This is a genomic window from Allorhizobium sp. Av2, from assembly GCF_021462805.2.
GTDB lineage: Bacteria > Pseudomonadota > Alphaproteobacteria > Rhizobiales > Rhizobiaceae > Allorhizobium > Allorhizobium vitis_G.
Map to the genome: position 1 here is coordinate 3,711,006 of NZ_CP192696.1, position 23,164 is coordinate 3,734,169.

Genomic DNA, 23,164 nt, shown 5'->3' on the forward strand with positions numbered 1-23,164 from the left:
GGCTGAATCCGTCCATTGATATTACGATAAGCTCTTAGCGAATTTTGGCGTTCAGGAAAGATAAAATTGCCGGCCTGAATGGCCCCGCCGGCTATCGAGCTCAGTTTCTATCGTGCCACGGTTGCCGAATCTGGCTTTATTGTGGCATCCTTGGTCGTTAATGAGAGCGCCTCTTCTGCTGGCAGCGCCTTGCTGAACAAAAAGCCCTGGCCGAAATCGCAGCCGATGCTTTTCAGAAATGCCAACTGGTTCTCGTCCTCGATACCCTCGGCGGTAGTGGCAATGCCAAGACCCTGGCCGAGGCCCAGAATGGCGCGCATGATGTCTTCCTGTTTTTTATCGACGTCGTAGCTCATGACGAAACTCCGGTCGATCTTGATCTTGTCGAAGGTGAATTTCGACAATTGCGACAGGCTGGAATAGCCGGTGCCAAAATCGTCCAAGGCAATGCGGATGCCGCTCTGTCGGAGGTCGGCCAGGATCTGGGATGCCAGTTCGATATCATGCACCAGCGCTGTCTCGGTGATCTCGATTTCCAGCCGGCTGGGCGGAAATCCTGTCTCCATCAGGATCGACATGATCCGCAGGCTCAACTGCCGGTCAATGAATTGCGTTGGCGAGATGTTGAAGGCCAGCCGCACCGTGTCGGGCCAATGCAGCGCGTCAAGACAGGCCTGGCGAAACAGACTATCCGACAGCTCAACGATCAGCCCGGCGGTTTCCGCCAATTCGATGAAGTCGCTGGGGGGGACATAGTGGTTGGGGCCGGTCTTCCACCGCGCCAAAGCCTCGAATCCACGCAATTCACCGGACTTGAGGTCAATCAATGGCTGGTAGTAGGGAACAATCAGATTGTCGCGGATCGCACGCTTCAGCGCCATTTCGGTTTCGGCCCGCCGCATGACCCGGTCTTCCATGATCCGCTCGAAGCCATAGACGCTGTTCTGCCCGGCTTTCTTGGCGACATACATCGCCACATCGGCGCAGTGCGTGGCATCCTTGAAGTCGTCGCTGTCTTCCGGAAACAGTGCAAAGCCGACACTGGCACCGATTTCGCTGGTCATGCCGCCAATATCGTAAGGATTGCACAAAAGCCTGGCGATATGCTGGCCTGCATGGCGATAATCCATATTCGCCGAGCGAGGGCTGACCAGCAGGAATTCATCGCCGCCCATCCGGTAGACATCGGCATTGGGCAAGGCATGCGTTAAGCGCTGCGCCACTTCCCGCAAAAGCAGGTCGCCGCCCTGATGGCCCACGAGGTCGTTGACCTTCTTGAACCCGTCGAGATCTATCGAATAGATCACCCAATGGCGTCCATCCTGCAAGGTTTCCATCTCCGCCTGCCGATCGGACAGGGCCCGGCGATTGGGAAGGCCCGTCAGGGGATCGTGATGGGCCAGCCAGTCCATATTGTCTTCGGCGGTGTTTCTCAAGCGGATCTCGGCCTTCAACTCGCCAATGCGCCTGGCCGCGAAGATCAGACTAAGCAGACCGGTAATCGTCACGACGTTGAAAAATTCATCGAGTTGCCAGGCTTCATTGCGGTGCAGGAAGGCATCGAGATGCTCATGGAAGTCGAATTGGATAGCAATGGCCCATATCGCAGCCCCGACGCTCAGCAATATAGCGCCGTCTTTTATTGGCTTGTTTCGAAATATAGATGCCATCTTCACGCTGTCGATCTCCCCGGCTACGGTCAACCCCGTTTGCCAGTCATGACGAAAGCACAATCACTGTGAAATAGCCGTTAAAAATATTCCTTAAATAGGAAATACGCAGATGTGATGGGCATAATTGTGATGCCAGATTGGGATCATCACCGACGGGATGCCCACCCCAGACCGCGCTCATTGAATTCCTGTTTTCGCCGCCAGTCCTGATTACACGGCAACCTTGAATTTTGGCCTCTGTTCGGCGTCCTCTGTGTCACCCATCGACACCCATTGCAGACCGCCATTGTATCGCCAGGCCATGCGGCCCTCCTCATCAAGAGAAAAGAGGTGCAGCCAGCCATTGTCAAACAAGGCGCGTACCCCTTCATGGCGGTCCAGCACCTCGGTGATTGCCTCGACGGGCGCCTCAAGGCAGACCGACAAGCGCAGCGGTTCGTGCGCATAATCCTGTCCGTCATGGACCGATTGCCAGGGAAGACCGGCCCGCAAAAGCCCGCCATTGCCTTCCACCACGCCGATACCGCCGGTGACATTGTGCAGAAGCTTGTTGCCGCCGCCGAAAGCGTCCGGTGCCACGGTCGAGCCGTAATATTGCAGGCTGATCCAGCTCGCAACGATGACCGGGGCGGTCAGGATCAGTTCCAGCGTGTTGAAGCTGTTGTCCAGCGCCCAATCATAATCATGCAGGAAGGCCCGGCCTTCGAGGTTTTTAGCAGCCGTGCGGGATCTGGGGGCGGCGATAAAGGCCTTGCAGCCAGCCAGCGCCCATTCGGGCCGGGTCTCTGCCCAGTCGCGGCTGCGTTTGGAGATGGATGCCTCGTCTGCGGCACGCGGTAGGCGAAGGGCACGCTCGCCTCTTGCAAGCCTGCCGGCATCGGCAAGCCAGGTTCTGGCCTGCGCGATATCGGCCTCATGGGTTTGGGAGGGATGATCATCCGCATAGAGCATCACCCGGTCGGTGGTCGTATCATGAAGGGCTGCCAGAAACAGTGTATCCTGCGGGATCGCGATACCGGTCTCGATCAGTCCGGCCCGGACATCAGGGTCATTCAGCAAGGCCGCCAGCAACCGGGCATTGACCTCGCCCGAATAGCCGCCGCAGGCGCCGCAATGCAGGCCACTGGCATGGGGATTGTTGACGGTATTGGCGCCGTGTCCTGCCAGAAGCACAAGCCGTGCAAAGCCCGTGGTCAGCGACATGGCGCGCAGCACCGCACCGGCGGCCTTGATCCGGGTCGCTACATCAAGCGCCGGGTCGAGTTGGGGGGCGGGATCATTTGGAACTGGAGCGTGGGGGAGGCCGAGGGCATCACCCAGCAATTTGCCGACATAGATCGGCCCTGTCGCCTCGACGAAAGCAAAGGAGGAGACGGCGGCCAGCTTGAAGCGGCCCCAGGCCCGCTTTGCCCGCGCCTTGACCCGTTGCGGCTCGGCATCCTCGGCTCTGTAGGGTCCACCAGCGTGGGACTTGAGCGCAGGATTAAGCAGAACCGGAAACCTTGATTCCGCGACATCGGAGGCATAGCGGCGATGCGATGTGGCCAGACCGAAAAAGCCTGCAAAGCCGAGCGTCTGGATATGAGGGTCGATGCTCTCAAGCGCACGGCGAAACACTTCCGAGCGCACATCGATGCAGAAGGCGGCCTGGACCAGAGGCCGAGTCTCGTGGATCTGCGAGGCGTTTTTTGCCCGCGTCTGCGTCAGAGTCCGAGCCAGTTTCCGCTGTGCCGCGCGGTCGGCGGCATCCTGAAGGATGGCGTTGATTACTAGATCGGGAGTCGCCACGACCGGTGCCGCATGGGCCGCCCGCACATGCACCCATGGCTCGCCGATCTGAGCGCCATAGTGCAGGAACAGCGCCTCTTCCCAGATCAGGCGGATTGCCAGAAGGTCGGTGGTTGTCTGGTCGGTGCCACCGGCCAGTTCCGCTTGCCAGAGCTTGTAGCGTGCATATTGTCCCCAACCGCCCAATGACATCAGCATCTGGTGAAAATAGGTCTCCAGCGCCTCGGCAGACAGACCTAGACGGATGGATGCACGGGCAATAACCGCCATCGCCGTTTCCGGCGCCTCCGAGACATGCCGGGCAAAGCCGCGCAGACCGGCGATTTCCGGCGTCAGGTCATGGGTTGCCACGGCCCGCCAGGCGCCATAGGCGCTCTTACCACGCGGCGCGGCCCAAAGCGCCTGTCCCTCATCGAAATAGCCTGCCATCCAGGCGCTCAACCGTTCAGTGATGAGACCTGGCCAATCCACACCGGAGGCCTGCGCCGCCAGATCCGCCACTGAGGCCAGTGCTTTTGGCCTTGGTGGGTTGAGAGTGGCGGCAGCCTTCAGGGCGGCAAGATCGGTTGGCCGCAGATCGGCAGGCGCGCAGGCCCAGGCGGCCAGCAGATCCGCATCGGAAATCTCGCCTGCGGCGATCTTCTGCTGGTACCAGTGGCGCGGCATGGTGATGGTGATGCCTGCCACGCGCGCCAGCCGGGCGCCCGCCTGGGCTAGGGTTTCGCCAGCCTGCCCGAGAAAGGGATTGACGGCGACGCTCGACATCAGCGGCCAGACGGGAGGAATGGCTCGTGCGGCACGGTCTGCCGCCGTCTCGAAGATCATTGGATCGGCTTTGGTCGAAATATGGCTATGCAACATGGTCAAAACTCCGATTTCATCAAGACAGGCTACGGATCGACCAGCCACCGACCAGGCGGTCGAAGATGGCATTGACGTAGAAGCCGTTGGAAAGATGGACGCGCAGGCCCGCCGCTGCCGGATGATAGGCCCAGAGCGGAAACATGGCCTGCACCACGGCAACCAGACCGAAGCTGACGACGGCCAGCACGATCAGCGCCCATTCCAGCGGTTGCGGTGCAGGCGTGGGGGGCAAGATCCCTGAGGTCATCAGGGTGGCAGCCATTTGCAGTGCGAAATAGCCGACCGAGGTCGCTATGGCATAAACCGCCGTGCGCCGGGTCAATGCCTTGGGGGCTGCATCGGCAAAGCCTTGGGCGAGCATGTAGGCGACACCGAAAATCAGGATGGCGCCAAGTGCAATGGCCTGTGGCGATTTATGTGTCAGCCCAAAACACAGGCCGACGACACAATAGATGGCAAGAGCCGACAGAAAAGCTCGCCCGACCGCGCCCGCATCGGGTACGGCCACCGGGCCGGGCCGGGGAAGTGCGGCGACCCGCTCCACCGCGCCACCGGAGGAGAGAAAGGAGTGGGCCTTATAGAGCGAATGGGCCACGATATGCAGCAGGGCTAGCGTAAACAGCCCAAGGCCGCATTCGAAGATCATGAAGCCCATTTGCGCAACGGTTGACCAGGCGAGCGAGGTCTTGACCGCCGGCTGGGTCAGCATCACCAGACTGCCGAACAAGGCAGTGAAACCGCCCAGTATGACCAGCGCTGCCAGCACGCCGGGGGCAAGCAGCATGACATCGGCAAAACGGATCAGCAGAAAGCCACCGGCATTGATCACCCCCGCATGCAAGAGCGCTGAGACGGGGGTCGGGGTTTCCATCACCTCGGTCAGCCAGCCATGAGTGGGAAACTGCGCAGATTTAAGCGCGGCTGCCAGCGCTAGAAGACTTACTGCGGCAACAACAAGGCCTCCGCTCTGCCCTGCGGCATGTCCGGCACGGGCCGCGTTTAGGATTGCGCCGATATCGGCGGTTCCATAGGCGATTGCCAGCAAAGCGGCCGCCGCAGCCAGCGCTGCATCGCCGAGGCGGGCGGTGATGAATTTCTTGCGTGCGGCGCGCTGGGCCGCCACCCGGCCCGGATAAAACAACAGCAATTTATGGAGAAACAGGCTGGTGGCGATCCAGGCGAGCACCAGTTGCAGCAAGTTGCCCGCCGTGACCAGCAGCAGCACCGAGGCAAGTGTGGTGCAGAGCCAGCCGGTAAACGGCCCCTGCCGGTCCTCGCCGTCCAGATAGGTGGCGGCATAGCGTATGACCACCCAGCCAATGAATGTCACCAGAACCAGCATGGTGGCGCTGACAGCATCCAGCCGAACCGATAGACCCACCGTGGAAAATCCGATCAACGGACTGCTGCCGGGGCCAATCATGATCAGCGCGATGACGGAGGCCAGCGCGATTGCAAGCGCCAGCAGCGCGGCTACTTCTGCAATCCGAGGGCTATGTCTGGGCCTTTGCTGTTTTTGGGCAAAGCTGATGGCGGCGCTCGCAAGCAGGGCAAAGGGCGCCAGTAAGGGCAGGAACTGGATGGACACGGGTGGTATTCCCTTCAGGCATGATCACTTCAGGGACCACTCTTATCCAAGCGCTGAACCCAAGAAAAATTCATTGTTTTGTCGATATCGTTCGTTTTAAAAGAACGATATGAGAGATCTTAATTTCAATCATCTGCGCTATTTCTGGGCGGTCGCGCATGAAGGCAGCCTGACACGTGCCGCTCAACACATGAACCTGTCGCAATCGGCACTCTCGGTTCAGATCCAGAAACTTGAACATCAGATGGGGCATGCGCTGTTCGAGCGTGTCGGCAAGAAGCTGGTGCTGACAGAGGCTGGGCAGATCGCGCTCGATTATGCAGATACGGTGTTCAAGGCCGGTGACGAATTAATGAGCACGCTCAGTGGCCGCCCCACCTCCAGCCGCCAAGTGTTGCGGGTTGGCGCGCTGACGACGCTGTCGCGCAACTTCCAGCTGGAATTCCTGCGCCCGCTGGTCGGTCGCTCCGACGTGGAACTGATCGTGCGCTCCGGCAATATGCGTGATCTCTTAGCGCAACTCGAAGCCCATGCCGTCGATGTGGTGCTGGCAAACAGCGCCGCCCCGCGCGATGCACGCTCACTGCTGCGCAATCATCTGCTGAACGAGCAGCCGGTCAGCCTGGTCGGGCGGCCCCGGCCTGGTGGGCAGAGTTTCACATTCCCCGACGATCTGCGCACCGAGCCGCTGCTTTTGCCCAGCCTCGACAGTGATATCCGCGTGGCCTTCGACCGGATTCTCGAAATGGCCGGCATCAGACCCATCATTCTTGCCGAGGTCGATGACATGGCGATGTTGCGCCTTCTGGCGCGCGAGCGCGAAGGTGTCACGCTGGTGCCGCCTATTGTCGTGCGCGACGAACTGGAGGCTGGCTTGCTCATCGAGCATTGCCGTATTCCCGAAGTCACGGAGAGCTTTTATGCCATCATTCAGAAGCGGCGGTTTCCAAATACCTTGCTGGCTGAATTGCTAGAGCATCGGACCGAAAAGTGGGAACCGGTTTTCGGATAAATCCGATGCGCACACAAAAACTGAGAGCATCGTGCTGGTTTCGATTTTCTGCACAGTGCTCTAACAATGCGTGCGCGCCAAGGATCTGGGCAAAATAGGACGAGAAGCGGTCCCGTCCCAGCTTTACATCATTCCCACTCGATCATTGGCGGTTAAGTTAAGATACTGAAAAATATGTATAAAAAATATTTCTGTTCTCAACGTGCCGACTGTCAAACCGTCAAAAAACGGCGCTCTTGAAATCATTGCACTTTTTGTTCTGAAATCGGAAATCGTGCTTTCGAGGACTATCGTCAACCGCGCAATTCAGGAAACGATCCGATTCTCTCCATGCGTCGTGATGTATGCCTATCATTGTCGCAGCCGAGCGTTCGCTGAATTAGGGTTGCGTCCACCCTCCCCCAATGTTGTTCCCAGCAGAAATTCGGCACGGCGATCTTAACCTGTCGTGATCGGAAGGGGCGCATCTGGTTTCGGCGAGGTGGACGTTCCCGGCCATCCCGTTATGTGGAGTTCGAATCCCTTCCGCCCCGCCAGCCCCGCCGATTGTGCCCTATAGCGCGCTATCTTGCGCGATGCTGTGCAAATACCGCCGATAGCCCACACATTATCGCAAGCCCGTCCATGTCGAAGCCAGGCAAAGTGCTTCGTCGGTAAACCGCGGCTCATCACCTGGCTTACCGCGCGTGACCCAGTCGCGCTTTGCTCGTAGATAATCAGTCAATTCGGCCAGCTCGGCTGCCTTCTGCACGAGTTTGGCTAGCTGGTCATCCATAATCTCGATTTCACGCACCTGTGAAAGGCCGTCACGTTGCAGTTCGCTGGCGATCTCTGCGATCTCCTTGAGCGGCATACCCAGCGATTGCGCAAAACGGATCATCCGCGCCGACGAGGCATCCCGTTCGGTGAATATCTGGTAGGGGTTGCGACCGCCCTTTACACCGACCTGCGGCGTGAGCAGACCCTTGCGAACATAAAAGCGAATGGTGTCTTGGCTGAGCCCCGTCCGGCGGGCGAATTCCCCGATAAGCATTTGTCTCTTTCACTCTTGACCATGGACCTTGGTCCAGCCTTATAGACCATGCTTCATCACCTGTGGAGCAGTTTCATGCCGATCAATGACAATACCGTTTTCCCTTCGCCGCTTGCCTTCGTGACAGGAGCGACCGGGCTCCTCGGCAACAACCTGGTGCGTGAACTGATCGCCGATGGCTGGCGCGTGCGGGCGTTGGTCCGCTCGCCTGAAAAGGCGGCCAAGCAGTTTGCCGGTCTAGATTTAGAGATCGTGACCGGCGACATGCTCGATATACCCGGCTTTGCGGATGCTCTTCAGGGCGTCGACGTAGTTTTCCACACGGCCGCCTATTTTCGGGACTCCTACAAAGGAGGGCGGCATTGGGATGCGCTCCATGCGGCCAACGTTGAAGGCACGCGCGATTTGCTCGATCACGTCTGGCGTGCAGGTGTGCGGCGCTTCGTCCACACGAGTTCGGTTGCGGTGCTGCGCGGTATCCCTGGGCAGATCATCGACGAAACCATGCTCCGGGATGAGCGAGACGCCGACGACTACTACCGAAGCAAGATCTTGGCGGACCGCGCCGTGCTCAGCTTTCTCGATTTGCATCCCGATTTCTGGGCGTTGATGGTGCTCCCCGGCTGGATGCACGGACCGGGTGATATTGGGCCGACATCGGCAGGTCAAACCGTCCTGGACGTGGCGTTCGAACGGCTGCCCGGTGTTCCGCCCGGTTCCTTCTCGGTGGTCGACGCCCGAGATGTGGCCAAGGCAATGATCCTTGCCAACAAACAGGGGCGACGTGGCGAGCGCTACCTGGCAGCAGGGCGCCATATGACGATGGGCGACCTACTGCCGCTGATCGCGCAAGCCGTCGGAGTCGCAGCGCCGACGCGGCGCATTCCCTTGTTCCTTCTGTATCTGATCGGTGCTGGCAATGAACTTTACGCCCGGATAACCAGCAGGCCAGTGCTTTTGAGTTGGGCGATGGCTCGTACGGTTGCGACCGAGAATGATCGTTCTCGCTATAACCCGGCAAGGAGCAAACGAGAATTAGGTCTGGAGTTCCGGCCGGTTACCGAAACCTTGCGCGACGAAGTTGACTGGTTCCGGCGGCACGGCCTTTTGCCGAGTTGAGGGGCGTGAATAGGCGCAATTAAAGGCTATAGACCCTATGCCCGCCATTTCCCCCGGTGAAGGGAGTAAGTTGCATAGCTGATTTCGACGCAACTTACTTTCGGGAGAAAAGTCATGCTCCAGATAAAATTCATTGGCCTTGATGTTCACAAGGAGACAATCGCAGTCGCGGTGGTCGATGAGGAGCGCGCCAGCACGGCTCGTTTTTACGGAATGATACCCAATACCCCGGATGCGGTACGCCGCTTGTTCGACAGGCTCTCTGGACCGGAGATTGAACTACACTTCTGCTATGAAGCTGGAGGCTGCGGCTATGGGCTCTATCGTCAACTGACGCAGTTGGCCGCATCCTGCATCATCGTCGCGCCGTCGAAAATGCCGAAGAAGCCGGGTGACCGGATCAAGAATGATCGTCGCGATGCAGTTGCCCTGGCACGGTTGCTGCGTGCTGGCGAACTGACCGCGGTGTGGGTGCCGGACGAACATCACGAGGCCATGCGCGACCTGGTGCGCGCTCGTCGGCAAGCAAAGACCGACTTCACGATGGCGCGCCAGATGCTGCATGGTTTCCTGCTGAGGCATGGCCGCAAGTATCCGGGACGGAAGACCTGGACGCGAAGCTACTGGAAGTGGCTCGGGGAGCAGGCATTCTCCTATTCACACCAGCAATTCGTCTTTGCCGAATGCCTGCGCCGGATCGAGGAATGTCAGGGGCGTTGTGAACGGCTGGATAAGATGCTGGAAGAGGCTGTCGCCAACTGGTCACTGGCGCCTCTCGTCCGGGCGCTGCAAGCCCTGCGCGGCGTGAGGCTCGTCGTAGCGGCGACGCTGGTGGCGGAAATCGGAGATATGAGCCGGTTCCTTTCTCCGAAGCATCTGATGAGCTGGCTGGGGCTTGTGCCGTCGGAGGCCTCAAGCGGCAAACGCACCCGTCGCGGCGCAATCACCGGAGCAGGCAATGGTGAGGCGCGGGCCATGCTGGTGGAAGCAGCATGGTGCTATCACTACCCAGCCCGGGAAGCGTGGGGATATCGCAAACGGGTCGATGGTTTACCCGAGGCAATCCGCTCCATTGGCTGGAAAGCGCAGACCCGTTTGTGTCAGCGCTATCGCCGGCTTGTCGCCGCGGGCAAGCCTCCATCGAAGGCCATCGTCGCTATTGCGCGCGAACTGGTCGGCTTTGTCTGGGACATCGCCCGCAAGACGCCGACCGCTTCGCGCTGATCATCAATCGCCGCAAGAACCATCGGAGGAAAGGAGATTGACCCCGGCAATGCTGATAACAACCTGACCGGCGTGCCGCGAAATCCTGGGATGATAGGCAATCCTCGATCTAGGCTAGGGCAAGCTTCGTGCTTATGCCCGTCTATAGACAGAGGCAGGCCCGCGACGGACATGGGAAATGCGGTAGCCAATCCGCGGATGAGAGCATGATTGATCGTCGCCGATCGGATCGCGGCACACCCGTCAGGTTGAAAAAAACACACGTCGCGTTATCATCGACGTCGCTTTGCTATGCTTCTACTCCAAAATGACGGGCATGAGGGCGTAGACGTAATGCCCGATCATGGCCGCGTGCTGCCCGCTAGAGGCGACTAAGGCAAACGCAGCCGTGGCGCTCACCGTCTCGATCCGCACCCATGCGTTACTTCACCAGAGCCAAGCGGCCGCAGATCCGATCGACGGCCTTACGAGGCCCGGCAAGAAGAAGGGCCTGCGGGTCATGCGCTTCAAATGGCGCCGCCGCGATCCTGAGCGTGTAGTCTTCGTAGGTCCGGGCCTCGAACGCTGCACGCATGTAGACGAGGCGCAGCGGTAAACTCCCGGCCTCAAGGAACAGTCCTGAAAGCGCGCCTTGCGGGGCGGTTAAAATCGGCACTCCGACGGTGGTGATGCCAGGAAGGCCGACGCCGTCTTCGGTGGGCGTGTCGGCCCCAATCAGTTCGGGCATGAGCTTTCCGAGGCTCATAGCAAGGACGGCGGCGAAGTTGACCTTCAGCCCGATGGGCAGGGTTTCTGCGAGAATAACAACAGGTTTAAGGGACATGCGGAGAATCCTTTCCACCATACCCATGCCGTTTGGCCCACCTCACGGATTGAAGGAAATTGACCTTCAGTGGCGGATCAGTGCTCCAGGAGTCACCCCGTAGTGCCGGCGGAACTGCCGGATCATGTGCGCCTGATCGCTGAAGCCCGCTGCCGTCGCGGCCTGGGCCGCTGGCATACCCTGGAGCAGAAGCTCGCGGGCGCGCGAGGCTCTTTTTTGGAGCACCAAGGCGTGAGGCGTCATACCGGTGGCGTGGCGAACTGTCCGGATGAGATAGGAGGGATGCAAACCGATGCCGGCGGCCAGCTCGCCCAGTGACAGGCCGCTTCCGTCTGCAACGGCGGCTGCGATCCGCTCACGCAGTTCCACGAGGGCTCTCGGCTCGCTGCCGGGAGCACGCAGTTTGGCGCGGCCGTACCGAACGAATGCGCCGCCAAGAACCGAGTGCACGCCTTCTTCGATCGCGAGACGCTGATCTGCGGTTCCGGCCGCGTTGAGAAGCGCGGCCAGAAAAGCGAGCCGATGCGAAAGCTCCTGGCCTGGGTCCCCCGGCGCGATCTGCGAGAACCCTAGTAGCTCGCGCAGGTCGAGAAGCGTGCGGACCGCTTCCTCGCTCACGTAAAGCATGTTGTAACGCAATTCATCAGATGCTGCATGCCCTGTATGGGCTTCATCCGGGTTCATGAGCGAAAGGGAGCCCGCCGGGAGTAGGACGTTCGCTCCCCGGAACAGATATCCGCCGACTCCCGCTGCGATGGCGCCGATTGCGAAGCCTTCATGAGAATGGCGCCCAAAAGTGTGCGAGGTGAAGTCGGCTTCGAAGATTTCGATGCCCTGCAGCCAGCTCAGGTGATGGTAGCGTCCTGTTTGCATCGTCTAGAATTGAGTCATTTGCCGGAGAAAATAAAGCAGCGAGGCGCGCAGTCGACCATTTTGCGCGCATCACGGGCACTTTCCCCATGTTTTTAAAGCGTATGTCGCAAAGCATTCCACTTTGAGCGCAAGCGTAGTGCCGGCCACAAAGCGGCGACCATCCACGATACTCCAGCCAAGCCGCCGTTCCTCGACTGTGTTGGAATCATCAGCCTCGGACCGCACTCCTGAAGGCGGCCGAAAGTGCCGCGAGCGCGTCGCGCGGTCGTCCGTCCTTGATCCTGGTGTGGAGGAGTACAGGGAGACGCGGCAAGGCAGGAAGCCCGAGCCTTGGACCGACGTCGACAGCGCCAAACGGCACCATGCGCGGCGACAACGCCGCGACGCCGAGCCCGGCCGTGACGGCCGCCGCCACCGCCGTCACACCGCCGCCGACGAAAATCTCCGTCCATCGCACGCCTGCCGCGTCGAGAAGCTGCCCGGCCAATGCCCGCACCCCACAGGGCTCGGCCATGGTGGCAATTGGCAAAGGTTCATCCGCCCGCTGCTGCCAGCTTGGCGCCGCGAACCAGCCAAACTGTTCTTCAGTGAGGAGCTCGCCGTCGTCACGCCTCGTGTGCAAGCGGACGATCACCGTGTCGAGTTCGCGTCGATCGAAGCTCTGAAGCAGATCATCCGATGAGCCGATGCGGATTTCGATCGCCAGCTGCGGATCCTGTGCGTTCATCCGCGCGATCAGGGCAGGAAGCTCAGGCCCCGCCACGTGGTCGCTGATACCGATGGCGATGCGCTGCCGCTCCCGCGCAAGCGAGGCGAGCGCACGATCATGAACCTCCAGCAGTTCGCGGGCGAGATTAAGGAAGGCGGCGCCAGATGCCGAGAGTTGTACATATCGCGGCGTTCGCTCGAAGAGGCGGCACTTGAGCCTCTCTTCGAGACGCTTCAGCTTCAGGCTGACCGCTCCTTGCGTCATCCCCGTCGCCTCCGCGGCGCGTGTGAAGCTCGCGAGTTCGGCGATACGCACGAAGGTTCGGACCGCATCAAGGTCAAGAGGATGGTCCATCATTTGCAATCTTAATCTTAAATATCCGATTCCATGTCATGCCAAAATGACTCTTCCCCGGCTACTGTCAAGCGGAGAAAAAATGGAAAGGAACTACGATGCCGCTTGTTCATATCTCGCTGCGCGCTGGAAAGCCGGAGACGTACCGCCAGGCAATCTTCGACGGCCTATATCACGCCATGCATGAAACGTTCAAAGTGCCAGAAGACGATCAATTCATGACAATTACTGAGCATGACGCCGAGAACTTCCGGTACAGCGCGTCCTATCTTGGGGTCGATCGGAGCGATGACCTCGTCTACGTCCAGATCACCGCGAACAACACCCGCACCGTAGAGCAGAAGAAGGCACTGTTCCGGCGGATCGTGGAGTTGCTCGGTGAGAACCCCGGCATTCGGCCACAGGACGTGTTCGTCAACATCGTCGAAGTGGCAAAAGAGAACTGGTCGCTCGGGAATGGCCTTGCGCAATACGCTTGAGGCAAGAGCCTTTGGGTGTGGTGGACGGCTCTGTCTCGTTCAACGTGACGGCGGCGATGCCATCGATGTCTGGGGGACTGTATCAGGCTGATCCCCGGAGACCGTCTGGCATGGGGCGAGCTATGCCAGGCCTTTCGGGTATATCGGCGTCCAGCAGGTGAAGGACGGAACGGTACGACCCTTCAAAGCCATTCAGCAGATTAACCAGAACTCAAGAGAGTCGACGTTGGTCAGCCCATTGGAGTTCGTTTAACGGTCGAGCAGACGCTTATCGCCGATCTTGAACCAAGCCTTCGCGATCTTGCCGTTCTCGACCTCATAGATGCAGACAACGTCAATCTCGCCGAGACCTTCGGGAAAGGTCCGGCGGACGGTCTCGTGGTCGATTACCATATTGCCGACGCTTAAGCGGTGCAGAAGCGTCCCATGCAAGTCCGGCTCCTGGAACCGCTCGACGTGACGTTCCCGTATTGCGTCGGTGCCGTTTGCAAGAAGTGTGTCGGGGAAGGCATAGTACCGGCAATCCTCGGCCCACCACTGCATGAAGCTTTCGATGTCTCTGGCGTTATAGGCCTCAAGCTGCATTTGAACAGGGTAGACGTTATCGGCAGGGGTGGCGCTCACTGGTGTCTCGCGGGGCTTGGGTTGATACAGGACGCATCCCTCACGACCAATCAAAGAAAGTCAGGGGCACAAGACGGCCAGGCAGCTCTTCTTATCCTCGCGGCCATCGCACCTTTTCCTTGGTGTGCTAGAAGTGTCCTAAGGTCTAGGAGCCAATCCTGATCTTGAGAGCGACGCGACGAGAGGCTCTGGCTGCGCTGAAAGTTTTCCGGCATTCACCAATGAAAGATAGCGCCGAACCAACCAGACCGAATGCTCAAAGACTGTCGTCGCGGTAAAGAGTGTCTCCTGCTGGGTGTTACCGAGTGCCTCGTTCCCACGGATCAAATCCCGCCGCAACTTACCCATCATATCGGAACGATCGGACGTCATTGCGAGGAGACTGGAATACCGGAATGCCTCGGGATCTTCCAGTTCGTCAAACAACGTCGTGACGATCAGATGCAGGCTTTCGATCATATTGTTGATTAGCGAGGCCAATGAGGAAGCGGGCGTATAAACACCCGGATGCATTACGAGCGTATGAACCTCATTACCGAGGTCGTCAAGCAAGCCTTGAGCCGAATGAAGGCCGGCCAAATGCTCCATCGTCTCCCGAGGCGGAGATGAACCCATAAGCTCACCGATGAAGGCCGAGATCTCGCTGCCGACGGATTGCCGCGCCTGATGCAAAAGCTGCGGTTTGGGTCGCCCGGCTTTGCCTGCCTCCGCGTCCGCGCGCACATGGTCAAGGCTGTCGCGGATGAAGCCGACAAGGCGCTGTTGCTCCTTTTCCACCAGCAGCGCTCCGGTCTCTGCCTCGATATCACCCCCGGCATAGACGAATTGTGGCTTGAACAAGCTTTCTTCCATCGTTTCGGGATAGAGTCGCTGTATCAGTCGATAGAAGGGATCCAATGCAGCGGAGATGACGAAGGCCGAGATCAGCTGATAAAGGACATAGACCAGAGCGATCTGCTCTTGCACCCTGGGTGATAGAAACTCAACCAGAGACCTCGCCAATGGTAGCTCGAATTGCATCTCCACAACCAAAAGCGGTACGAGCACCACGATGCCGACGGATTTGGTGAAGGTCTGCAGCAGCACTAGGCGCTTGGGTGTGCCGGAGAGCTTGGCGGCCATCAACCAAGTGGCGATGCCGGAACCGAGACCAGCTCCATAGACGATAATGATAGCTTGGTTCAGATCCAGGACGCCGGCCTGCGCCATAGCGGCGGCAACCACCGTTACCGTTGACGAGGATTGGGCGATGACGGTGATGACAACACCAATCAGGAAGATAAGAATAAACGAGCTGTGGCCATAGTTGATTGCCGTCTGCACCTCGGGCATCCGCCTCAGTCCATCGGCGCCATCGCGGATAAGGTCGATGCCGAAGAACAACAGCCCTACCCCTAGCAAGACGGCCACGAGATGCCGAAACCGTGCGGATTTGTCGAGTTCCAGATAGTAAAGCAGTCCGACCGTGCCGATCAGCAGCAGGACGAGAAGGTGAACATCAAGCGCCGCCAACAACACAAGCGCACATGTACCCACATTAGCCCAGATCATGACCGGAAGAATCTGGCGCGCCTGCACCAATCCGGCCGCCACCGTGTTGATACAGATGAAGGTAACAGCGTTAGTACTCTGGGTCAGAGCGCCGGCGACGACGCCCAGCGCGGCTGCGATCGAAGGCCTGGCTACGGCGCGACCTATCACTGCGCGGAAGCCTCGGCCGGCCATCAATCGGAGATTGCCGCCGATCAGCTTGACACCGATAAAGAATAAACCCAGCCCCGCAAAGATCGTAGCAAAGATGCTCATCTTGTCCCATCATTCTTTCTGACGAACAACCAAAATCAGGTAATGAACGATGATGACAGTTGCCGAACCCAAATGGTGAAAATTCCCCGAGTGCGCAAGAGCAGCAGCGCATATCCCGTCGAAGAAAGGCTGCCACGACCGTTCCTGGGCCGAATCATAATTCGTCCGGCCCCTTCCCTTGGAAAAGGAAGACGGGGTGACGCCATGAGGCTACGATGAAGCGCCTTTTGCAGAACAATCTTTCGTAAATTTGAGATTGTTGAGATTATCGCGTCTTTCATATTCGACCTTATCCATAAGCTTCTTAACTAAAAAGAGCCCCAGGCCACCGATCTCGCGGTCTTCCACCCCAAGCGTGGTGTCGGGATCTGGAGAGAGCAACGGATTGAAAGCGATACCGTCGTCGACGACTTCGGTCCGAACGAGACCTTGGGCGACGGTCAAGCTCACCTCCATAAAATGATTACCATCTGCCTTAAAGCCATAACTAACGATATTCATAAGGACTTCATCCAAGACGAGTGCAAACAAATGTTGATGGTTCTCGGGGATGCCGTTAGCGTGAAGAAAACTTTCCACACCTGAAATTAATACTCCTACGTTGCTCGGCGTCGGCGGCAGCCTGCATGAGAAGTGCTGTCCCATCGTTCAAACCCCGGTTGGATCTCGGGGTGGAAAGTAACGGACAGCCAGGCAAGTGATGTCATCGGACTGCGGAGCTGTGCTGGCAAATGTCGTCACGGCCGTCACAATGGTTTCCAGGCATTCCTCAACCGGCAGATCCACACATCCCGAAAATGCCCGTTCAAGGCGTTCCTCGGTGAAATCCTCGCCGGAGGGATTGAAGGCTTCCGTAATTCCGTCGGTATACAGTAACAAAGTGCTTCCCGGCTCCAGACGCACAGACCTCTCCTCATATACCATATCCTCCAACACGCCGAGCGCCATCCCTTTAGTTGCCGGCAACGATCGCACAGCGCCTTCTTTATCGAGAACAAAGGGCGGATTATGGCCACCATTGGCGTAGACGAGTTCATTGGTCTCGACATCGATGATCCCGTAGAACAAAGTGACAAACATCGTCGCGTCATTGTCTTGGGCGAGAAGATTATTCGTCATCGTGAGACATGATCCCGGCCCGTTTGCCGCCGGTGCGGTTGCTCTCAACAACGTCCGCGCCACTGCCATGAACAAGGCCGCGGGCACGCCTTTCCCCGAAACGTCGGCGATCACGACACCGATGCGCGTATCGCTCAACCAGAAATAATCATAAAAATCGCCGCCCACTTCCTTGGCGGGGATCATTCTGGCAAAGAGCGCCAGATCCCGGCGGCTTGGGAACCGGGTCGGAACGATTGACTGCTGCATGCGTCTTGCGACATCCAGCTCCTGTTGTATCGAGATGAGTTGGCTGTGGGCATTGAAGACGCGCCGGATCGTTTCGAACCAAGGTCGCCATGCCGGTGGGACGTGCGGGATGGCGAGCGCGGCCCCTCGGCTTTCATCTTCGATATAGCGCACCAGCTGTTGTGCCGGCGAGATGGCTTCACGCCGCGTCAGTAGATTGGAAAGTAGAATGATCAATGTCAGGCCGCCGACGAGGAGCGCGACCGTTAGCATGCCGGTTTTCAGGGATGACAGCATCAGGTCGTTCCTGGGAACGACAAGCACGAGACTGAACGGCGCGTTCTTGACCGTTAGCATTTCGACGTAATAGTCACCCACCAATCCGAGGACGGCCTCATTATGTCTGACGGTATCGATCCCCAAATTATTCGGCAACGCGGCTGCGGCCGGAAGAACAGCGGTCAATCCGGGTGTTATCAGTGAGGGATGAGCCAGGAGTTGGTCGTGATCGTTGATGATGAACAGGGTGCCGAACTGGAGCTGCCAGCTGCCGACAATGGTATTGAGCTCGTTCAGCGTCAAATCCAGTGAAACAGCGCCTCGGAAAGTATCGCCGTCGTAGATGGCCGATGACGCGGTGACCATGAGACCCTGTCCAGCCTCATCCAGGTAGGCCTCCGTCCACAAAACGGAGCGATCGGGATTTTTTTCCGGCGTCACACCGCGGTAAAACGCCTTCTCCAGCAGCGTGTCGGAATAGGCGAATTTGGATGAGGCAATCCACGGATAGATGTTTATGAAGCCGCGTTTCGACGTGTAATAGATCCAGGCCGCATTAGGGATGTTGGCTTTAACAGACTTAAACGACGTGTTCAGATCCAAAGCCATCTCCATGTCTTTCAGCAAGGGCGGGTCGACGAGATCGGCCCCGACGGTCAGATTTCCGACGTCCCCCGGCGTCCAGGGCGCTGGAATGGAATCGAGGGTGACTTTTCCTTGAGCCTGCGACGCGATGATCGACTGCAAAAGCACGGATGGAGCAGTTGAGCCGGGATGGGTCGCATACCAAGTCTCGCCTTGCATTCGCATGGCTTTGACTGCATCAGCGCTGCTTTTGAGAATTGCATCCAGCGCGACCGACTGCTCCTGCAGCCGCTGCGACAGAATGAGCAGGTTCGCATCTCGCTGCTGCGTGTATTGAAGATAAAGCAAGGCGGAGGCGACGACCAGCACCGCCAGAAACGTCCCGCGCATAATTCTGTTGTAGCGCGCAAAAAGGGAACCGCTCGGTTCAGCCGTAGGCTTGGACATTCTCACTCACTTTCGGTTCGACAATCCCGGTGCGAGAGGTGCTCTGCAGATCGTGCGCGCGTGAAGCAGTTGTTTGGCCGAGCATCATGGCAGATGCCCTTATGTGAAAAAGCCGGTCTTGGAGCACTGCCGCACTGTCGAGCTGCAAAATCTCCGAGAATGGCTTACGCGTCATCGACGCGTGATTGCGGACGTGCACCGCGACCGTCGCCGCGAGCCGCCCAATGATTTCGTCATAGTTCTCTATCCCTCCTACGATCACGTCGAACCAGTTCAGATAGGCGTCCTCGATATAGGAATGCTGAAGAAGCGGCTTGCGAAGCCTGCCGATCTTCGTGGCCTGATCAATGAGGATGATTTCCATCTCTTCCGGCTCTCCTGCCAATCGCTCGTACAGTGCCGCGTCCCATCGGATGCTGATCTCGGGTAGAAAAACATAGCGCAGCCCTTTCACCATGCCCACCATTCCGCCGCGGATCGGTATGGTGGTGAAGCCGTCGATCGGCCAACCCTCGCCCGGAAACGAACCGATTTCGGCGCGCAATGAACCCAATTCTCCGATGCGGCGCGGCTCACGGAACAGGACGGTCAATCCTGGCCTCGCATTATCCGTCCACTCGCCGGGCAGAAGAACGCGCCCAACGAAAGCGTCCAGTTGCCGAGCCGCTCGCGCCTGCCGGAACACGGTCTCGGCCAATGCTGCCGCATTGAACCCTTCCGACGCCAGTATTTCCAGGCCGACTGATAGCTCCTGACTTGCCCCGTAGCGCCCCAACACCGGCTGAATTGCGACCTTTTCGACATGCGGATCGCCATCCAGACGCTGCTCGATCGGACGCACGAACTCCGCAAAGCTGGCGCGGCCGGGATAGACCTTGAACGCCGGCAGGATTTCGGCCGCACCGGCGGCAAGACGGGCGAGTCCGCCTGCCGACGATTGCTGCGTCAGTCCGATGAAATAGGTGTCGGGTATCGTCGTCGAATTTGGCAAAAGAACTAATCCACAGTGCTATAGGGTGTCGTCCAAAAAAATCAGGCTGCAGCCGCGAGGGCGGAATTGTTCAACCACCTGTATCTCGAAGACCTTTCCCGCTCAGGACCGAACTCATGAAAGCCGAGCCCTGGTTGCCGGGATCGAAGGCGTGCAGGCCGAACTCCTCAGCCAGGGCCTTGAAGCTTTCGATGCCGCGGACGGAATTGCCGTTTTGATCGAGCCGGGGTGAAAAAGCTCCGATGCCAAGCTGGCGATTGACAACGCCCATAATGCCGCCTCCGACGCCGCTCTTCGCCGGAATGCCGACATCATGCGCCCAGTTCCCGGAATAGTCATACATTCCGCAGGTAAACATCACCGACAGCGTGTGGCGGACGGCCTCCATGTCGAACACCTGTTCATGCGTGAGCGGGTTCTCTCCAAGGTTTGCCAGTGTTGCGCCCATGACCGCGAGGCCGGTCACGTTTACGCTGATGGAGCACTGCCGAAAATAAAGGTCTAATGCATCGTCAACCGGTGGGCGGAGCACGCCGATGCCAAGCAAAAGGTGGGCGATTGCTCTGTTGCGATGCCCTGTCTCGGATTCCGACCGATATACATTCTCGTCAAGAGAAAGCGATCTTCCCGCGGCCTTGGAAAAGCGCTCAAGCAGGAAACGAAATGCATCTGCGCCCGATTCGTCCCGAATGATGCCACTGACCGCTATCGCGCCTGCGTTGATCATCGGATTATAGGGCCGCTTGGTCCTCGGATCAAATTCGATGGCGTTGAAGGGGTCGCCGCTTGGCTCGACGCCGACACGGTTTGCGACCACGTCGCGGCCGGCGAGTTCGATGGAAAGGCAATAAGCCAGGGCTTTGGATATCGACTGGATGGTAAACTCGGCTGTGGTATCCCCCACGGAGAACAGACGTCCGTCCGCGCTTGCAATGACTATTCCAAATCTGTCTGGATCGACAACGGCGAGTTCCGGAATATAGTCCGCCAACGCACCTGACCTGTTATTCCTGTATCTTTCGTGAATGTCGATAAGAGCATGGTCAACGACGGAAGGTCGTTCTGGTTCGGCAGGTTTCGTCATGTTCACTCCAGCGTCTTCAAGCCAAATTAAAATATTCTGGCGGCTCTTGAGGGAGCGCGCTAGTGTTCGAAAGTGGCGAAGCGGATTGACCGTAGACGATCGTTTGGTCTCCTCCGCATAGCCGAGTGCGGGAACCGATGGGGCCGCCACATCCTCAGACGTCAATCGCAGGCGGCCATTGACGACCGTTCCGTGCGCCATAGCCGGAATAGCTGACATTAAAGATTGCCGCTGTTTTCCCAGCTCAATCCCGCGCCGCTCACCGTTCACTTGCCACCGTGCCGTCGACGCTGATCATCAGGCTGCCTCGTCAATCACAGTGCCGCCGCTATAGCTGCCGTTCCCGTGAGCTTTAGCGTCCCGAGCCGGTCTTGGTTAGGGAACCATCCCAAGAAACGTCGCTAGAGACGGCCAGCGTGGTCTTCGTCGGTCTCCAACCTGCCACCGCCTTCTTCGAGGATCGCGCTATTGGAAGACTCGAAGCTATCTGTCGTATCCAGCATACCACCGTTGAAGGTCAGTGCGCCGGTGCCGATGTTAAGCGCGTCTTGTCTGTGCATCGACGCCCGACATTCCAAGACTCCGCGCATGAGATTGGGTGATACCGTCGTTCATGCAAGAACCTTCAGCGATTTTTCCTGATCGAACTGTATTTCGAAGATCGAGGAGAAACCGCTTATGTCGAAAACTTCCTGAACTTGCGGCGCTAAAGCCGACAAAACAAGCCGATGGCCGGTCGCTTTCGCTATCTTTGCGGCCTTCAGAAGAACACGCAAACCAGCTGAGCTGACATACTGGACTGCGTCGAGGTCTATGACGAGTGCGGGAGACACCTGCATTTTTGGAATGACGATATCTTCGAGCGATTTCGACGTCACACTATCGATCCGGCCGGCGATCGTAAGAACACGCACCGAACCGATTTCTTGCTCCGTAATGTTCATGGAAACCTACTATCTATGTTGAGGAAAACGAAACTGCAGACTTGGCCGGTGGCCGTTCATGCTCGTTGAAAAGGAAGGAAATAACAGTCTCATATCTGTTCCGATCACGACGCACCAAAAGGTGGACACTGCTGCAGGTACGCAAGCATCATTGCCCTGCACGACAGCGCAGAGGACGAGCCCGCGAATGAGGTCACAGAAGCAGACATCCGACGACGAAAGGAAGTGGTGATAAAGGCGTTGTTGCGAATCTCTCCTGATGCGCAAATGGCGCCTATCGAAACACTCCCAAAGCGCAACTTGGCGTCACAAACCGATAGGGAAATTATCATCTCCCCCAGCGGGCGGCGCGATCAAACCAGCTGTGCGATCCGCTGATCCCGACGATCCAGCTTTTTTGTGCCATGGACCGAACCTCGCGCGGCGTCAGACCATAAACCCGCTGAAAGGCGCGAGTGAAATTATGGGCGTAAATGAAGCCGTGTTCGAGGCCGACGTCGGCGATGGACTTATGCACTTGGGCCGGGTCGCGCAGAGCGCGACGCGCCAGTTCCAGACGTTGCCTTTGAACATAGGACATTACCCCGCCCCAGCCTGAAAACAGATAGGCGAGCTTTCGCGGCGAGATACCAAAAGCCATCGCAATCCGGCCCGCAGAGAGATCCTTGTCCCAGATATGGGCCTGAATATAGTGCCGAATTTCGGCAAGCTGGGCGGTAGCCACACCCTGAATCGTATCCTCTCTGGAACCCCCGTTGAGGACGGCCGCTACAAGTTGAGTTGTCGGCATGGCTAGCGCTGCCGCCTGCCTTTCACTAAGTAGCGGAAGTGCCCTCCAGAGATTGCTGACATGATTGCGCAACAATCCAACCATGGGATCATCAGCCGCCAAAACCCTCATGTTCTGCTCGTCAGGACTGTTCAGCAGCGGCGCCAGCAGGGAGCGGGGCACGAAGAGTGTAACATTGACAAAATCGCTCGCCGCTCCCGCATGAGTCTGTGCCGTGTCATGAATGATCAGATCGCCAGGCCCAGCCTTTTCCTCACGCCGCCCATCCTGCCGGCTCCACTGACCCGCCAAGAAAAACTGAACCGTGAAATGATCATAACCGTCCGTGCCAATACGATAGCTGGAACGGCTCAGTTTCTGGGCGACGCTCGCACAATGGGTCAGTAACAGTCCGCCGAACCGAACTGTGCTGTGAGCGGTGTGAAATGCGTCCGGTTGAAAGATTTTCACATCATACATCGAGCCGGCAGATTCTTGCCAAAACTCAAGAGCCGATTGCAACGACATTTTGCGGGTGTTCACTTCGAACAGAAGTGTGGGGGTGTCGCCGGCCATATTACTAGTAGATGAAGCTTGATTCATGTTAGCCTCAGTGCATGAATAATAACCTGATATCTCAACTTTGCGTATGGAATGGTGCTCGTCAAATCGATTGATGGTTATGACAACGACACGGCGTAGCGTCGGTAAAGCCTGACTTAAACGAGTTGAGTGAAATCAGTTTCTCA

20 protein-coding genes are annotated in these 23,164 nt (G+C 58.1%); 4 read left to right on the forward strand and 16 right to left on the reverse strand.

All coding sequences use genetic code 11. The features are described from left to right. Positions 1–107: 107 nt before the first annotated feature. From FS819_RS17295 to FS819_RS17305, 3 genes are all read right to left on the reverse strand, one after another. Complete coding sequence (locus tag FS819_RS17295) at positions 108–1,670, reverse strand: putative bifunctional diguanylate cyclase/phosphodiesterase (protein WP_234624751.1); 1,563 nt, start codon at positions 1,668–1,670, stop codon at positions 108–110. 213 nt (positions 1,671–1,883) lie between these two features. After that, complete coding sequence (locus FS819_RS17300; protein WP_156549129.1) at positions 1,884–4,322, reverse strand: YbcC family protein; 2,439 nt, start codon at positions 4,320–4,322, stop codon at positions 1,884–1,886. A gap of 19 nt (positions 4,323–4,341) precedes the next feature. Beyond that, entirely contained in the window at positions 4,342–5,913 is a 1,572-nt protein-coding gene (locus FS819_RS17305; protein WP_234624730.1) for an NADH-quinone oxidoreductase subunit L, read from the reverse strand. Between the two features lie 109 nt (positions 5,914–6,022). On the opposite strand from FS819_RS17305, the gene FS819_RS17310 reads away from it, so the two are divergent. Further along, positions 6,023–6,925, forward strand: coding sequence for a LysR family transcriptional regulator (locus FS819_RS17310; protein ID WP_156549133.1), 903 nt, complete (start codon positions 6,023–6,025; stop codon positions 6,923–6,925). 607 nt (positions 6,926–7,532) lie between these two features. Here the strand turns inward: FS819_RS17310 and FS819_RS17315 are convergent. Beyond that, the gene (locus tag FS819_RS17315) at positions 7,533–7,958 is read right to left on the reverse strand and encodes a MerR family transcriptional regulator (RefSeq protein ID WP_156629807.1); all 426 of its coding nucleotides are present in this window, start codon (positions 7,956–7,958) and stop codon (positions 7,533–7,535) included. A gap of 75 nt (positions 7,959–8,033) precedes the next feature. On the opposite strand from FS819_RS17315, the gene FS819_RS17320 reads away from it, so the two are divergent. Both FS819_RS17320 and FS819_RS17325 read left to right on the forward strand, forming a co-directional pair. Beyond that, entirely contained in the window at positions 8,034–9,077 is a 1,044-nt protein-coding gene (locus FS819_RS17320) for an SDR family oxidoreductase (RefSeq protein ID WP_156629806.1), read from the forward strand. Between the two features lie 114 nt (positions 9,078–9,191). Next, positions 9,192–10,301 carry an IS110 family RNA-guided transposase gene (locus FS819_RS17325; protein WP_156629805.1) on the forward strand — a complete coding sequence of 370 codons (1,110 nt, stop codon included), beginning with the start codon at positions 9,192–9,194 and terminating at the stop codon, positions 10,299–10,301. 421 nt (positions 10,302–10,722) lie between these two features. Here FS819_RS17325 and FS819_RS17330 read toward each other — a convergent pair whose 3' ends face one another. From FS819_RS17330 to FS819_RS17340, 3 genes are all read right to left on the reverse strand, one after another. Further along, entirely contained in the window at positions 10,723–11,124 is a 402-nt protein-coding gene (locus FS819_RS17330) for a DUF2000 domain-containing protein (RefSeq protein ID WP_008994910.1), read from the reverse strand. A gap of 66 nt (positions 11,125–11,190) precedes the next feature. Beyond that, positions 11,191–11,997 (reverse strand): AraC family transcriptional regulator, encoded by an 807-nt coding sequence (locus tag FS819_RS17335; protein ID WP_156629804.1) that lies wholly within the window; start codon positions 11,995–11,997, stop codon positions 11,191–11,193. Between the two features lie 208 nt (positions 11,998–12,205). Then, complete coding sequence (locus tag FS819_RS17340; protein WP_156629803.1) at positions 12,206–13,063, reverse strand: LysR family transcriptional regulator; 858 nt, start codon at positions 13,061–13,063, stop codon at positions 12,206–12,208. Between the two features lie 95 nt (positions 13,064–13,158). On the opposite strand from FS819_RS17340, the gene FS819_RS17345 reads away from it, so the two are divergent. Then, positions 13,159–13,539 carry a tautomerase family protein gene (locus FS819_RS17345; protein WP_156629802.1) on the forward strand — a complete coding sequence of 127 codons (381 nt, stop codon included), beginning with the start codon at positions 13,159–13,161 and terminating at the stop codon, positions 13,537–13,539. Positions 13,540–13,788: 249 nt separating this feature from the next. On the opposite strand, the gene FS819_RS17350 is transcribed toward FS819_RS17345, so the two are convergent. The 9 genes from FS819_RS17350 to FS819_RS17390 all read right to left on the reverse strand — a co-directional run bounded on the left by FS819_RS17350 (position 13,789) and on the right by FS819_RS17390 (position 23,018). Next, on the reverse strand, positions 13,789–14,163 hold the full coding sequence (locus FS819_RS17350; protein ID WP_234624729.1) for a nuclear transport factor 2 family protein: 375 nt from the start codon (positions 14,161–14,163) through the stop codon (positions 13,789–13,791). 138 nt (positions 14,164–14,301) lie between these two features. After that, positions 14,302–15,969, reverse strand: a complete 1,668-nt coding sequence (locus FS819_RS17355) for a Na/Pi symporter (protein WP_156629801.1) — start codon at positions 15,967–15,969, stop codon at positions 14,302–14,304. A 210-nt stretch (positions 15,970–16,179) separates the two neighbouring features. After that, positions 16,180–16,614, reverse strand: coding sequence for an ATP-binding protein (locus FS819_RS17360; RefSeq protein WP_156629800.1), 435 nt, complete (start codon positions 16,612–16,614; stop codon positions 16,180–16,182). Between the two features lie 3 nt (positions 16,615–16,617). Continuing rightward, positions 16,618–18,627, reverse strand: coding sequence for a SpoIIE family protein phosphatase (locus tag FS819_RS17365; RefSeq protein WP_156629799.1), 2,010 nt, complete (start codon positions 18,625–18,627; stop codon positions 16,618–16,620). Beyond that, positions 18,608–19,618: a hypothetical protein gene (locus FS819_RS17370; RefSeq protein WP_156629798.1), complete on the reverse strand. Its 1,011-nt coding sequence runs from the start codon at positions 19,616–19,618 to the stop codon at positions 18,608–18,610. The genes FS819_RS17365 and FS819_RS17370 overlap by 20 nt, the downstream gene beginning before the upstream one ends. Before the next feature lie 70 nt (positions 19,619–19,688). Continuing rightward, on the reverse strand, positions 19,689–20,972 hold the full coding sequence (gene glsA, locus FS819_RS17375) for a glutaminase A (RefSeq protein ID WP_234624728.1): 1,284 nt from the start codon (positions 20,970–20,972) through the stop codon (positions 19,689–19,691). Positions 20,973–21,103: 131 nt separating this feature from the next. Beyond that, the gene (locus FS819_RS17380) at positions 21,104–21,262 is read right to left on the reverse strand and encodes a hypothetical protein (RefSeq protein WP_156629797.1); all 159 of its coding nucleotides are present in this window, start codon (positions 21,260–21,262) and stop codon (positions 21,104–21,106) included. A 51-nt stretch (positions 21,263–21,313) separates the two neighbouring features. After that, complete coding sequence (locus FS819_RS17385) at positions 21,314–21,646, reverse strand: STAS domain-containing protein (protein WP_156629796.1); 333 nt, start codon at positions 21,644–21,646, stop codon at positions 21,314–21,316. Positions 21,647–21,974: 328 nt separating this feature from the next. Next, entirely contained in the window at positions 21,975–23,018 is a 1,044-nt protein-coding gene (locus tag FS819_RS17390; protein WP_234624727.1) for a helix-turn-helix domain-containing protein, read from the reverse strand. Between the last annotated feature and the right edge of the window lie 146 nt (positions 23,019–23,164).